The 12,485-nt window shown below is 71.7% G+C and carries 12 protein-coding genes and 1 riboswitch; of the genes, 5 read left to right on the top strand and 7 right to left on the bottom strand.

What is annotated here, in order from left to right; all coding sequences use genetic code 11:
• Positions 1-51 precede the first annotated feature (51 nt).
• From AB0F91_RS03260 to AB0F91_RS03250, 3 genes are read right to left on the bottom strand one after another with little or no spacing between them, the layout of a single operon-like run.
• Positions 52-444 (bottom strand): (deoxy)nucleoside triphosphate pyrophosphohydrolase, encoded by a 393-nt coding sequence (locus tag AB0F91_RS03260; protein WP_360594303.1) that lies wholly within the window; start codon positions 442-444, stop codon positions 52-54.
• A gap of 23 nt (positions 445-467) precedes the next feature.
• Positions 468-1,799 carry a HAMP domain-containing sensor histidine kinase gene (locus AB0F91_RS03255; RefSeq protein ID WP_360594302.1) on the bottom strand — a complete coding sequence of 444 codons (1,332 nt, stop codon included), beginning with the start codon at positions 1,797-1,799 and terminating at the stop codon, positions 468-470.
• Positions 1,796-2,506: a response regulator transcription factor gene (locus AB0F91_RS03250; protein ID WP_360594300.1), complete on the bottom strand. Its 711-nt coding sequence runs from the start codon at positions 2,504-2,506 to the stop codon at positions 1,796-1,798. The genes AB0F91_RS03255 and AB0F91_RS03250 overlap by 4 nt, the downstream gene beginning before the upstream one ends.
• Positions 2,507-2,651: 145 nt before the next feature.
• On the opposite strand from AB0F91_RS03250, the gene AB0F91_RS03245 reads away from it, so the two are divergent.
• From AB0F91_RS03245 to AB0F91_RS03235, 3 genes are read left to right on the top strand one after another with little or no spacing between them, the layout of a single operon-like run.
• Entirely contained in the window at positions 2,652-3,746 is a 1,095-nt protein-coding gene (locus AB0F91_RS03245) for a sigma-E factor regulatory protein RseB domain-containing protein (protein ID WP_360594298.1), read from the top strand.
• A complete protein-coding gene (locus AB0F91_RS03240) occupies positions 3,743-4,747 on the top strand; it encodes an ABC transporter ATP-binding protein (RefSeq protein ID WP_360594296.1) in 1,005 nt (334 codons plus the stop codon). The genes AB0F91_RS03245 and AB0F91_RS03240 overlap by 4 nt, the downstream gene beginning before the upstream one ends.
• Positions 4,744-5,622, top strand: a complete 879-nt coding sequence (locus AB0F91_RS03235) for an ABC transporter permease subunit (protein ID WP_360594294.1) — start codon at positions 4,744-4,746, stop codon at positions 5,620-5,622. The genes AB0F91_RS03240 and AB0F91_RS03235 overlap by 4 nt, the downstream gene beginning before the upstream one ends.
• A gap of 12 nt (positions 5,623-5,634) precedes the next feature.
• Here the strand turns inward: AB0F91_RS03235 and AB0F91_RS03230 are convergent, their stop codons facing one another.
• From AB0F91_RS03230 to AB0F91_RS03220, 3 genes are read right to left on the bottom strand one after another with little or no spacing between them, the layout of a single operon-like run.
• Positions 5,635-6,645, bottom strand: coding sequence for an ABC transporter ATP-binding protein (locus AB0F91_RS03230; RefSeq protein ID WP_360594292.1), 1,011 nt, complete (start codon positions 6,643-6,645; stop codon positions 5,635-5,637).
• Positions 6,646-8,286, bottom strand: a complete 1,641-nt coding sequence (locus AB0F91_RS03225; protein WP_360594290.1) for an iron ABC transporter permease — start codon at positions 8,284-8,286, stop codon at positions 6,646-6,648.
• The gene (locus AB0F91_RS03220; protein ID WP_360594288.1) at positions 8,262-9,317 is read right to left on the bottom strand and encodes a thiamine ABC transporter substrate-binding protein; all 1,056 of its coding nucleotides are present in this window, start codon (positions 9,315-9,317) and stop codon (positions 8,262-8,264) included. Before AB0F91_RS03220 ends, AB0F91_RS03225 begins: the two co-directional genes overlap by 25 nt.
• Before the next feature lie 18 nt (positions 9,318-9,335).
• A riboswitch (TPP riboswitch) is annotated at positions 9,336-9,451 on the bottom strand.
• A gap of 33 nt (positions 9,452-9,484) precedes the next feature.
• Between AB0F91_RS03220 and AB0F91_RS03215 the strand changes: the two genes are divergently transcribed.
• Together AB0F91_RS03215 and AB0F91_RS03210 are read left to right on the top strand one after the other, a co-directional pair.
• The gene (locus AB0F91_RS03215) at positions 9,485-9,772 is read left to right on the top strand and encodes a 4a-hydroxytetrahydrobiopterin dehydratase (RefSeq protein ID WP_360594286.1); all 288 of its coding nucleotides are present in this window, start codon (positions 9,485-9,487) and stop codon (positions 9,770-9,772) included.
• A 903-nt stretch (positions 9,773-10,675) separates the two neighbouring features.
• On the top strand, positions 10,676-10,984 hold the full coding sequence (locus AB0F91_RS03210) for a hypothetical protein (protein ID WP_360594284.1): 309 nt from the start codon (positions 10,676-10,678) through the stop codon (positions 10,982-10,984).
• 359 nt (positions 10,985-11,343) lie between these two features.
• Here the strand turns inward: AB0F91_RS03210 and ychF are convergent, their stop codons facing one another.
• Positions 11,344-12,426 carry a redox-regulated ATPase YchF gene (gene ychF / locus AB0F91_RS03205; protein WP_360594282.1) on the bottom strand — a complete coding sequence of 361 codons (1,083 nt, stop codon included), beginning with the start codon at positions 12,424-12,426 and terminating at the stop codon, positions 11,344-11,346.
• Between the last annotated feature and the right edge of the window lie 59 nt (positions 12,427-12,485).

The raw sequence follows: 12,485 nt of genomic DNA, 5'->3' as shown, positions 1-12,485 counted from the left end.
GCGGGTTTTCCTTGACGCGCAAGGGAAACCCGCCCCTGCCGCGGGCGGACGTCAGCTGATCAGCAACGCACGCAACGCCGGGATCAGCCCGCGATCCGCCGGCAGCCAGTCCACTTCGTCGAGCTCGTCCGGCCCGACCCAGCGCAAAGCCGTGTGCTCGACCGCCCGTGGCTCGTCGCCCGGGGAGATCAGCGCGGCGGAGTACACGCGCAGCACCTTCCCGCCCGGCAAGGGCACCTCGTCGCCGACGCGCCCGCCCACCGTGACGGCGACGTCGAGCTCCTCCTGGCACTCGCGGGCCAGCGCGTACGAGTCGGTCTCGCCTGCTTCGACGCGCCCGCCCGGCAGCTCCCACTGTCCCGCGTGGTGCGGCGGCCACGCCCGCTGCTGGGTGAGCAACTTCCCGTCGCGCACCAGCGCCGCCCCGACGATGACCCCGTCCATCGGCCCAGTGTCCCGCACCGCGTTCACCCGCCGACCGCGGCCCGATCCGCGCGCCACCTGACCTCGAAGCGCGCGCCCCCGTCCGGCGACTCCCCCACGCGCACGCGGCCGCCCCGCCGGCGCACGGCCTCGGCGACCATCGCCAGGCCCAGGCCGGTTCCGCCGGATGAGCGCGCCCGGTCGTCGGCCACCCGGTAGAAGCGGTCGAACACCTTGGCGCGGTGCTCGGGCGCGATGCCGGGGCCGTCGTCGTCCACGACCACGCGGACGTCGGAGCGCGAGGCGAGCACGGACACCACGATCTGGCCGGTGGCGTAGCGGCAGGCGTTGCGCAGGAGGTTGTCGAGCACCAGCTCCACCTCCGAGTGCGTCGCGAGCGCCCACGCCTGCGCGACGGCGGCGCTCACCCGGGCGTCGGGCGCACCGGCCGGCAGCCGGTGCACGGCCGCGCGCACCTCCGTGACCAGCTCCACCGGCTCGGCGGGCGGCACCTCGCCGGCGTCGGAACGAGCGAGCGACAGCAGGCCGTCGAGCAGGGCCGAGAGGCGTTCGGCCTCGGCGAGGATGTCCGCGAGCGTCTCCTGCGCCAGCCCCGGATCCGGGTTCGTCACGGCGACCTCGGCCTGCACCCGGATCGACGCCACGGGCGAACGCAGCTCGTGCGCCGCGTCGCCGGTGAAGCGGCGAAGCCGGCTGCTCACCTCTTCCTGCCGGGCGAGCAGCGCGTTGAATTCCTCGGCCAGCGCGCGCAGCTCGTCGTTCGAGGTCGGCAGCGGCAGCCGAGAACCCGGCGGCAACGAGCGCACCAAGCCCCGCATCCGCGCCACGGGCCGCAGCGCGAAGCGCACTACCAGCCACGTCGCGAGCCCCGCCACCACCGCGCCGACCAGCGCGACGAGCACCAGCCACAACCCGCCCGAATGCACCGCCGCGGCGAACCCCACGAGTCCCGCGCCCACGACGACCAGCCGCTGGCTGCCGTCCGGCGCGCTCACGACCTGGCCCCGCCAGCGGTCGCCGTCCGTCTGCACCGGCACGCCCGCCTTGAGCTGCCCGATCGCGTCGCCGGTCAACAGCGGCCTCGGCCCGCCGTCGACCGGCGCGCCCGAGATGTCCAGCACGCGCACCGAAACCGGGTCCGCACTCGCCGGGGGTCGTCCCGCCGCGACCTCGGCCGACGCGGGTCCGAGCGCGGCCGTGAGCTCGTGGTCGACGGAGTCGACGAGCAGCGGTTCGAGCCGGCTGGCGGCGAGCGTGGCGAGGCCGAGCAGGCAGGCGAGCGTGATCGTGGTGGCCAGCACCGTGATCCGGACCTGCAGCGACCGGCCGCGCCACCAGGACGGTGAGCCGATCACATGACCTCGTCCAGCTGCGCGTCGGACGCGAGGTAACCGTGGCCGCGCACCGTCCGCAGCAGCGCGCCGGCGCCGACCGCGTCGAGCTTGCGCCGCACGTAGCCGACGTAGACCTCCACGAGGTTGCGCGTCACCGCCTGCTCCTCGCCCCAGACCGCGCGCAGCAGCTCGTCCTTCGTGACGACAGTGCCCGCGCGGCTCACGAGCACCTCCAGCAGCCCGAACTCACGCGGCGACAACGGCACCTCGGTGCCGTCCCAGCGCACCTGCCGCAACGCGCGATCGACCTCCAGCGAGCCGAGCCGCAGCGTGCCGCGCGAAGCGTCAGGCCCGGCGCGCCGCAGCACCGCGCGCACCTGCGCGACCAGGACGACGAAGGAGAACGGCTTCACGAGGTACCCGTCGGCGCCGAGGTCGAGCCCGTCGGCCTGGTCGATCTCGCCGTCCTTGGCGGATACGAGCAGGACGGGCGTCGTCACGTTCTCGGCGCGCAGCTGCTGCAGCACGCGGTAGCCGGACAGGCCGGGCAGCATGATGTCGAGCAGCACCACGTCGAACGCGCCGGTGCGCGCCAGCCGCAGCCCGGACGGCCCGTCGGCCGCCGTGACCACGTCCATGTCCTCCGCGCGCAGGCCGCGTTGCAGCGCCTTGAGCACGCCCGGCTCGTCGTCGACCACCAGCACCCGAGGTTTCACGAGCTTCATCATGGCCGGTTTGCGCAGGTCGTGCGCGAGCTCTCAGCGCGATCTCAGCCACGGAGGCCGAGTATTCAGGGGTATCTCAGCCTCGAGGGGGAAGCGTCGGTTCCGGGAGCCGAGCACACTGGGGCTCGGAAACACAGGGAGAGACGACATGGATCCGAAGAAGAAGGCCATCACCGCGGCCGTCGTCGGCACCGCTCTGGGGGTCGGGGGGCTCGTGGTGGTCGCGATGCCGGCTTCGGCCGGCGACGCGCCGAAGCTGCCGCAGATCAGCGCCGAGGACCTGGTTCAGTCCGTGATGACGGCGAACCCCGGTCCGTTCGACGGCACCGTGAGCGTGAGCAACGACCTCGGCCTGCCCGCCATGGGCGCGGCCGGCGGCGCGGTCCCGGGGATGAGCGCGCTGAACATCGACTCCGCGCACGTGTTCAGCGACGGCGCCGGCAAGGCCAAGATCTCGCTGACCAACGGCGCTTCGCAGGAGACGATCGTCCGCGACGGCACCACCGTGTGGGACTACCACTCCAGCAACAACTCGGCGACGAAGACGACCATCCCGGCCGACGTCGCCACGAAGCACGAGATGGGCGCCGGCGAGATGGCCGACCCGGCCACAGCGACCAAGGAACTGCTGGCCAAGGTGCGCGAGAACAGCACCGTCTCCGTGGACGGCACGGCGAACGTCGCCGACCGTCCGGCCTACGAGCTGGTCTTCACCCCGAAGCCGACCGAACGCACGCTGCTGCGCGAAATCCGCGTGGCCGTGGACTCGCAGACGCGCATGCCGCTGAGGCTTTCCGTGCTGAGCAACGGAACCACGGCGCCGGCGCTGCAACTGGCGTTCACCGACGTGAAGTTCGCGCCGCAGTCGGCCGGCCTGTTCACCTTCACGCCGCCCCAGGGCGCCAAGGTGACGGAGAAGACCGCGAAGATCGACGACCAGACCAAGGCGCTGGCCGACGAGGCCAAGCAGGACACCAAGCTCGTCGGCGACGGCTGGGACACCGTGATCACGGGCAAGGTGCCGGCCGACGCGCTGTCCGGCAAGAAGCCGGCCGGAGCCGAGGGCCGAAACGCCGACCCGCAGCAGCTGCTCAGCCGCTTCGCCAAGCGCGTGAACGGCACCTGGGGCAGCGGCTACCTGTTCACCACCAAGGTCGGCGGCGCGGTGCTGACCGACGACGGGCGGTTCGCCGCCGGTGCGGTGCCGGAGCAGGTGCTGTACGAGGCGCTGGGCCAGAAGTGACCGACACGACCAGTGCGGTGGTAACCGGGGCGGGCATCTCCCAGGAGGTGTCCGCCCCGGCGGTCCCGCTCGCCGCGCGCACGCGCGGGCTGCGCAAGGTCTACCGCGGCACGGTCGCGGTGGACCACGTCGATCTCGACGTGCCCGAAGGGGCCGTGCTCGGGATGCTCGGGCCCAACGGCTCGGGCAAGACGACCACGATCCGCATGCTGCTGGGCCTCGTGCGGCCCACCGAGGGCGAGGTCGAGCTGCTCGGCCGGCCGATGCCCGACGGCGCGCCCCACGCGCTGCCCGACGTCGGCGCCCTCGTGGAGGGGCCGGGCTTCCACCCGTTCCTCTCCGGGCGCGACAACCTGCTGCGCTTCGCGGCCGCCGAGCCGCGGCTGGCGTCGGACGCGATCCCCGCGGCCGTGGACGGGGCGCTGGAACGCGTGGGCCTCACCGTCGCCGCGCGCCGCCGCTACAAGGGTTATTCGCTCGGCATGAAGCAACGGCTGGGGCTGGCCGCGGCGCTGCTCGTGCCGCGCCGGATGGTGATCCTCGACGAGCCGACCAACGGCCTCGACCCCGCCGGCACGCGCGAGATCCGCCGCATCATCGCCGAGCTGCACGCCGACGGCTGCACCGTGCTCGTGTCTTCGCACCTGCTCGCCGAGGTCGAGGCGACGTGCACCCACGTCGCCGTGCTGCAGTCGGGCACGGTCGTGGCTCAGGGCGAGCTGGCCGAGCTGCTGGAGTCGGGCAACGCGGCGCTGCTGGTGCGCACGCCCGACGCGGAGCACGCGGTGGAAGTGTTGCGGGAGAACCGGATCGGGGCCCGGCTCACGCCCGACGGCGTCCGCGCCGACCTCACCGCCACGCCCGCGCCGCGGGTGCTGCAGGTGCTCGTGGGCGCCGGTGTCGAGGTGCACGAGGCGACTCGCGCGCGAACCGGGCTGGAGGACCTGTTCGCGCGGCTCACCGAAGGTGCCAACGGCTCCGAATCCGAGGGGGAAGCATGACCACCGCGACGCTCACGGCACCGGTGAGCCGCACGGGCCACGACACGGTGCCGCTGCCGCGGCTCGTCGCGGCCGAGCTGCGCTGGATCTTCCGGCGCCCGCGCACGCTGGCCGTGCTCGCGCTGCTGGCCGTGGTGCCGATCGTGATCGGCATCGGCCTCACGCTCGTCGGCGACAGCGGGCCCGACGGCGGCCCGGCCGACGCCGACGCGGCACTGCTCGCGTCGGCCGTGAACAACGCGCTGGTGCTGCCCATCGCCGCGCTGACGATGACGCTGGCCCTGCTGCTTCCGCTGGCCTCGGCCATGGCCGGCGCCGACGCGCTCGCGGGCGAAGCCGCCCACGGCACGTTGCGGGCGTGGCTCGTCGCCCCCGTCAGCCGCGGCCGGCTGCTGGTGGTGAAGGCGATCGGCGTGGCGGTCGTGTGTGTGGTCGCGGTGCTGGCGATGTGCGTCACGGGCGTAGTGACCGGGCTGATCATCAACGGCACCGGATCGCTGTTCACGCTGTCGGGCACGACGTTGTCGCTCGGCGCGGCGCTGGGCCGGATCCTGCTGGTGGCGGGCTGGATCGTGCTGCAGCTGTGGGCCGTCGGCGCGGTCGCGCTGGCCGTGTCGAGCTGGACGGAACACCCGATGCTCGTGGTCGCCTCGGTGCTGGCCGGCGACATCGTGTTCACGATCCTGGGGTTCCTGACCTCGCTCGACTGGCTGCACCCGTTCCTGCTCAACCGCAACTGGTCCGAAGCCCCGACGGAGATCCTGCGGGACCCGATCGGCGGCTCGATGCTCACCGAAGGCGCGCTGCGAGCGGCTTGTTACATCGTCGTGGGGCTGTCGCTGGCGTACGGCCGGCTGGCGACCCGAGACGGCTGAGTTCGAGGGGTTTCAGCCGACGATCGCGATCCCGTCCGGGTCCAGTGCGAGCCGGACGGGATCGCCCGCACGCAAGTCGGCCGTCACGGGCGCGACCGCGTCCGCCGTGTGCTTTCCGGACAGTCGCACGACCAGCCTGAGGTGCTCACGGCGGTGCACCGCGGCCGTCACCTCGCCGGTCACGCCGGTTTCGGCGACGCGCAACGCATGGGGCCGCAAGCCGAGCCGCACCGGGCCGTCTTCGGGCTCCGGGAGCACGACGTCACCGAGCTCGGTGCGCACAACCCCGCCCGCGGCCACCCCGTCGACGAACGACGTGGCGCCGAGGAACTTCGCGACGTCGTCGTCCGCCGGGTTGCGCCACACGGACCGCACGGCGCCTTCCTGCCGGATCTCGCCGGCATCCAGCACGGCCACGCGGTCGGCGAGCGTGAACGCCTCTTCTTGATCATGGGTGACCAGCAGCGCGGTGATCTTGCTGCGCCGCAACAGGTCCGCGAGGTCGATGGCGAGCTGCTCACGGAGCCCCGCGTCGAGGCCGGAGAGCGGTTCGTCGAGCAGCAGCAGCCGCGGTTCGGGTGCGAGGGCGCGGGCCAGGGCCACGCGCTGGGCCTGGCCGCCCGACAGCTCGGTGACACGCCGGCGTTCGAACCCCTTGAGCCCCACCAGTTCCAGCAGCTCCTCGACGCGCGCTCGGTGCTTCGCTTTGGGGATCCCGTGCATGCGCAGCCCGAACGCGATGTTCGCGGCGACGTCGCGGTGCGGGAAGAGCTGGCCGTCCTGGAAGACCAGCCCGAACCCGCGCCGGTGCACGGGCACGGTGGCGAGGTCGGTGCCGTCCCAGCTGACCGAGCCGGACGTCATGGGCTCCAGGCCGGTGATGGCACGCAGCAGCGTCGACTTGCCGGAGCCGGACGGGCCGAGCAGGGCGAGCACCTCGCCGTCGGTGATGTCGAGGCGCGCGTCGCGCACCGCGGCGAACGAGCCGTAGTGGACCGTGAGGTCCCGCACTGTGAGCGCCATTCAGAACTCCCCCACCGTGCCGTGCCCGCGAACGGAGCCGAACCGGTCGATCAGCGCGACGGCCACGACCGTCACGACCATGAGCAGCGCGCACGCCGCGTACGCCATCTGGTTGTTGAGCTCACCCGGGCGTGAGATGAGCGTCGCGACGGCGACGGGCAGCGTCGGCGCGTCGGGGCGGGCGAGGAAGCTCGTGGCGCCGAACTCGCCGAGCGCCACCACGTAGCCGAACCCGGCGGCCGCGACGAGCGAACGCGCGGTGAGGGGCAGGTCGATCTCGCGCCACACGCGCGCCGGGCTCGCCCCGAGCGTCGACGCGGCCTGGCGCAGCCGCACGTCGACGGCGCGCAGCACCGGCAGGATCATCCGCACGACCAGCGGGATGATCACCAGCGCCTGCGCGAGCGGCACGAGCAGCGGCGAGGTGCGCAGGTCGCCGGGCAGCGCGTCGAGCGTCACGAGATAGCCGAAGCCGACCGTCACGGCGGAGACGCCGAGCGGCAGCATCAGGGCGGCGTCCATCGTCTCGCCCATGCCGCGGGCGAGGCGCCCGGGTGCGCGTCTCAGGGCGACGAGCACCACGCTGGCCAGCACGCCGACGGTCATCGCGAGCAGGGTCGCGTCGGTGGCCGCGGCGAGGGAGTTCTTCGCGGCCACCCAGCCGGAGACCTGCAGCGCGTCGTCCGTGCCGGTGCTCGCCAGCGCACGGAACCCGGCGAGACTCCAACCGTCCGGTGTGGACACCGACGCCAGCAGCAGCGCGACGATCGGCGTCATCAGCAGCGCGATCACGAGCGCGGCGGCGCCGACGGTCCACCATTCGCCTCTTCTCGGCCGCCGGGGCGTGGACTGCTTGAGTTTCACGGCGTTCTCGCGCCGCCGTCGGGCAATCGCGCCCAACCCGAGCGCGGCGAGGACGGCGGCGAACTGGATGAGCGACAGCGCGGCCGCTCCGGAGAGGTCCAGCAGGTCGACCGTGCGCAGGTAGATCTCGGTCTCGAGCGTGCGGTAGCGGCCGCCGCCGAGGATGAGCACCACGCCGAAACTGGTGGCGCAGAAGAGGAAGACGACCGCCGCCGCCGACGCGACGGCCGGGCCGAGCGCCGGGAGCGTCACCGTGCGAAAGGCCCGCCACGGCGAGGCGCCCAACGCGCGGGCGGCCTCGGTCGCCCGTGGGTCGAGGTGGCGCCACAGCCCGGCGACGGTCCGGGCGACCACGGCGACGTTGAAAAACGCGTTGGCCAGCACCAGCGGCAGCACGCCGCCGTCGGGCCACAGCGCGCGGAACGCGAGCCCGACGACCACCGTCGGCAGGACGAAGGGCACCAGCACCAGGGTGCGGGCGAGCCCGACGCCCGGCAGCTTCACGCGCGCGAGCACGTACGCCACCGGCAGCCCCGCGACCACGGCGACGACCGTGGACGCGGCGGCGCCGACCAGCGTGAACGCGGCGAGCTGCCACGTCTGCGCGTCGGCCAGGACCGTGTCCACGCCGCCGGCCGAGAAGCCGCGGCCGAGGATCGCGACGACCGGCCAGGCGAAGAACACGACCAGGAACGCGACGGGCAGCAGGCCGAGCAGCGCGAGGCCGGCTGTGCGCGCCGTTTGCGCCGGCGTTACGCGCCCATGAGCGAGCGCCATTCACCGATCCACTTCTCACGACCGGCCTGGATCTGGTCGGCGGGCAGAGTCGCGGGGTCCTGCGGCAGCGGCGCGGCCGCGGCCCAGCCGGTGGGCAGGTCCACGCCCTCGCGGGCCGGGTAGACGTACATGTTGGCCGCGACCGTCGCCTGGAACTGCTGCGACAGCAGGAAGTCGACCACCTTCTGGGCCTGCGGGACCTGCTTGGTGTTCGCGAGGACGCCGACATACTCGATCTGGCGGAAGCACGTGTCGAGCAGGGCCTTGGTGCGCGGCTTGCCGTCGTCGCCGATCTCGGCGGCCGGGGAGGACGCGTAGGAGACCACGATCGGGCGCGGCCCCTTGCCCGAGGAGCCGGAGAAGTCCTTGGTGTAGGCCTCTTCCCAGCCGCTGTCGACCTTCACGCCGTTGGCCTTGAGCTTCGCCCAGTAGTCGTGCCAGCCCTGCTCGCCGTACTTCGCCACGGTGCCCAGCAGGAACGCCAGCCCGGGCGACGCCGTGGCGGGGCTCTCGGCGACGGTCAGGTCCTTGTACTTCGGGTCGGCGAGGTCGTCGTACGTCTTGGGCTCGGGCAGGTGCTTGCTCGCGAAGTAGGCGGGGTCGATGTTGACGCAGACGTCGCCGACGTCGACCGCACTCAGGCGGTGTTGCGGATCCACCGAGTACCGCTGCGGCCCGCGGTCGGCCTCGGGGCTCGTGTACGGCTGGAAGACGCCTTCACCCAGCGCGCGCGACGCGAACGTGTTGTCGACGCCGAACGCGACGTCGCCGATCGGGTTGGCCTTGGTGAGAACCAGCTTGTTGGTGAGCTCCCCCGCGTCGCCCGACTTGAGGATCTTGAGCTTGATCCCGGACTGCCTCTGGAACGCGTCGAGCACGTCCTGCGGCGCGACGAACGAGTCGTGCGTGACGAGCGTGACCGTCGGCGTCTGCTGGGCGTCGCCGCCCGAGCCGCCGGACAGCGAGCACGCGCTCGCCAGCACCGTGACCATGGTCAGTCCCAGCACCGTGCGTGCGGTCCGCGGAATCATCTGCCCTCCTTGCGCCGGATGCGGGGAGAGCAGCCCTCCCTGCGCCGGCATGATCCGGAATCAGGTGCGAACGGTCGCGGGCTTTCACCGCCCGCCTCTCAGCCCGGCTGCACCGGACTCCCGTGGCAACCGTGCAGCGTAGCCCAAACGGGTTCACCATTGGACACATGGCGCAACTACTGAGCGACTCCGAGATCTCGTCCGCCCTGGCCACCGTGCCCGACTGGCAACGCGACGGCGCCACGATCACCCGTTCGGTGACCCTCTCTTCGTTCCCGAACGCCGTGGCCTACGTCGTCCGCGTCGCCGAACTCGCCGAGGCCGCCGACCACCACCCGGACATCGACATCCGCTGGCGCACGGTGACCTTCCGCCTCTCCACCCATTCGGAAGGCGGCCTCACCTCGAAGGACTTCGCTCTCGCCGGCCAGATCGACGCCGCGCTCACCGTGTGACGCGCCCTACTGTCGCGACACCTCCCGCGGGCTGACACGTCCTCTCTTCGTACGTTCCACGAGGAGGGACCCCTTTCATGACCCAGGCAATCGTTGTCGGCACTCTCGCGTTCACCCTGATGGTCGCCGTCGCCGGCGCGGTCCTGTGGCGCACTTTCCGCGCCCACCGTGATCTCGACCACAGGCTGTAACACCACCCTTGATCAGCGCGCTATCCCAGCGGAATCCGCCCGCCCCACCCCCGCTAGGACACGCGATGAACAACTCGCCCACCGCCCTCTCGCCCACCCAGCGCGCCTGGATCACTCTGTTCGCCACGGCGTTCACACTGGCGGCCCTGGTGGTGCTCGGTCTGCTCAGCTGAGCGTTCTCATCACCCTCCGAAACACCGGACGGTTCGGTGCCGACGACTCGGCATGAACCGTTCCTCCGTCGCGTGCGCGGCAGCCGTGCTGTGCCTGGCTGCCGCGTCCTGCGCGCGACCTGACCCGCCGCCGGCGCCCGTGTCGACTTCGGCGGCCCCTGCCGCTCCGGTTTCGCCGACCACGCCACCCCCTTCACCGACGTCGCCCCCTCCGACGTCGCCCCCTCCGGCGGCCACGACGACGTCGGCCTCCACGCCGCGGACCACCCGGAAGTCACCCAAACCCCGGATCCGCGACACCCGCCCCGGCTGCGGCCAACGAGCCGTCAACGCACGCAAGTTCAACCCGAGCTGCAAGGAATACCAGGGCTATCTCGACCCCAGCGGTCCTGGCCGCGGCAAAACCTCCGGCGAAATCCAACACGACTGGCTGTGCGAACAGGGCATGTTGCCGAAGAACGAATGCTGAACCTGTGTGCGTGGAGCAACCCCGGGTTGGCGGTAGACGATCACCACGAGAGCCTGCGACCGTGGTGGTCATGACTCCGGAGGATGACCCACCGGCGTTGTTCGCCCTGCCCCGGCGGCGCGAACCGCTCGCGGCGTTCCAGCGTCGCCTCAGGCACCACCGCCCGGCAGCGCCACCGAACACGACCCGCGTCCACGGCCGCACGGCCACCGGCACGGTCCACCTCGTCACCGAGGAATGGCTGCCCGCCTGCGGGACCGGCCTCAACGGCTGGGACTACCGCGGTCTGAACCCGACGGACGAAGCCGTGACCTGCCACCGCTGCGACGCCATCATCGCGCGGACCCGCCCACCCGAGGGTCAGCTGACGTTGTTCTGAAGCCCCGCGTCGGACCCGGACCGAGCAGCGGCACGTGCGTCCATGCGCTTGAACGCGAGTTCCGCAATGCGCAGGAGGTGTTCGCAATACGGCCGCCCGCTTCGGGGAACTCGGAGAGCGAGCCCTGCAACCTGGCCTCGCGCTCCGCGAGAAAGTTCCACGACCGATCCGACAGCAGCTCCCCGCCGTCAATCCTTTGCGACTGGCCGACGATGTCAGCGGCGATCATCACGGCGCAGACCGAGCCGTAGTCCGCACCTCGAACGACCTCGGGAGCAGGAAATGGCATCGCGTGGTGCTCTTGGAGAGCGACAGCCAGTTCGTCGGTCATCCGCCGAGCCCACGACCGCGAGCAAGGCTCAGACGTTGAACCTGAACTCCACCACATCCCCGTCCGCCATCAGATAATCCTTGCCCTCCATGCGCACCTTCCCCGCGGCGCGCGCAGCGGCCATCGAGCCGGCCTCCATCAAATCGGTGTACGACACGATCTCCGCCTTGATGAAGCCGCGCTCGAAGTCCGTGTGGATGACGCCGGCGGCTTGGGGGGCGGTGGCGCCCTGGGGGATCGTCCAGGCGCGCGATTCCTTCGGGCCCGCGGTGAGGTAGGTCTGCAGGCCCAGGGTGTGGAAGCCGGCGCGGGCGAGGGCGTTGAGGCCCGGCTCGGCCTGGCCCACGGACTCCAGCAGCTCGCGCACGGACTCCTCATCGTCGAGTTCCAGCAGCTCGGATTCGACCTTCGCGTCGAGGAAGACGGCGTCGGCGGGGGCGACGAGCTTCTCCAGTTCCTCGCGCCGGCCGGAATCCGTCAGCACGCCCTCGTCGGCGTTGAAGACGTACAGGAACGGCTTCGTCGTCAGCAGGCTCAGCTCGCGCAGCGACTCGAAGTCCACTTCCTTCTGTGCCTGGAACAGCGTGCGGCCCGCGTCGAGGATTTCCTTGGCGCGCTGCGCGTTCTCCAGCGCCGGGCGCGCCTCCTTCTTGGTGCGCGCCTCCTTCTCGAGGCGCGGCAGGGCCTTGTCGAGCGTCTGCAGGTCGGCGAGGATCAGCTCGGTGTTGATGGTCTCGATGTCGCTCGACGGATCGATGCGGCCGTCGACGTGGACCACGTCCGGGTCGTCGAACACGCGGATGACCTGGCAGATCGCGTTGGCCTCGCGGATGTTCGCGAGGAACTTGTTGCCCAGTCCGGCACCCTCGGACGCACCCTTCACGATGCCCGCGATGTCCACAAAGGACACGACAGCCGGCACGATCTTCTCCGAGCTGTACATCTCCGCCAGCTTGTCGAGGCGCGGGTCCGGCAGCGGGACGACGCCGACGTTGGACTCGATCGTCGCGAAGGGGTAGTTCGCGGCGAGCACGTCGTTGCGCGTCAGCGCGTTGAACAGGGTGGACTTGCCGACGTTGGGCAGGCCGACGATACCGAGGGTCAGACTCACGACAGTTGAGTCTACGTGCCCGGCAAACGCCCCGGCCGACCCGGTAACGCCGTGTCGGA

It is taken from the genome of Amycolatopsis sp. NPDC023774, from assembly GCF_040639695.1.
Classification (GTDB): Bacteria; Actinomycetota; Actinomycetes; order Mycobacteriales; family Pseudonocardiaceae; genus Amycolatopsis.
The sequence above is the reverse complement of the archived record's forward strand: the minus strand, read 5'-3'. Positions and strand labels throughout refer to the sequence as shown.

What these genes read in the sequence shown, in the direction of transcription:
- AB0F91_RS03260 (WP_360594303.1), bottom strand. Translation starts at nt 444, where the DNA reads ATGGACGGGGTCATCGTCGGGGCGGCGCTGGTGCGCGACGGGAAGTTG.
- AB0F91_RS03250 (WP_360594300.1), bottom strand. Translation starts at nt 2,506, where the DNA reads ATGATGAAGCTCGTGAAACCTCGGGTGCTGGTGGTCGACGACGAGCCG.
- AB0F91_RS03245 (WP_360594298.1), top strand. Translation starts at nt 2,652, where the DNA reads ATGGATCCGAAGAAGAAGGCCATCACCGCGGCCGTCGTCGGCACCGCT.
- AB0F91_RS03235 (WP_360594294.1), top strand. Translation starts at nt 4,744, where the DNA reads ATGACCACCGCGACGCTCACGGCACCGGTGAGCCGCACGGGCCACGAC.
- AB0F91_RS03230 (WP_360594292.1), bottom strand. Translation starts at nt 6,645, where the DNA reads ATGGCGCTCACAGTGCGGGACCTCACGGTCCACTACGGCTCGTTCGCC.
- AB0F91_RS03225 (WP_360594290.1), bottom strand. Translation starts at nt 8,286, where the DNA reads ATGGCGCTCGCTCATGGGCGCGTAACGCCGGCGCAAACGGCGCGCACA.
- AB0F91_RS03220 (WP_360594288.1), bottom strand. Translation starts at nt 9,317, where the DNA reads ATGATTCCGCGGACCGCACGCACGGTGCTGGGACTGACCATGGTCACG.
- AB0F91_RS03215 (WP_360594286.1), top strand. Translation starts at nt 9,485, where the DNA reads ATGGCGCAACTACTGAGCGACTCCGAGATCTCGTCCGCCCTGGCCACC.
- AB0F91_RS03210 (WP_360594284.1), top strand. Translation starts at nt 10,676, where the DNA reads ATGACTCCGGAGGATGACCCACCGGCGTTGTTCGCCCTGCCCCGGCGG.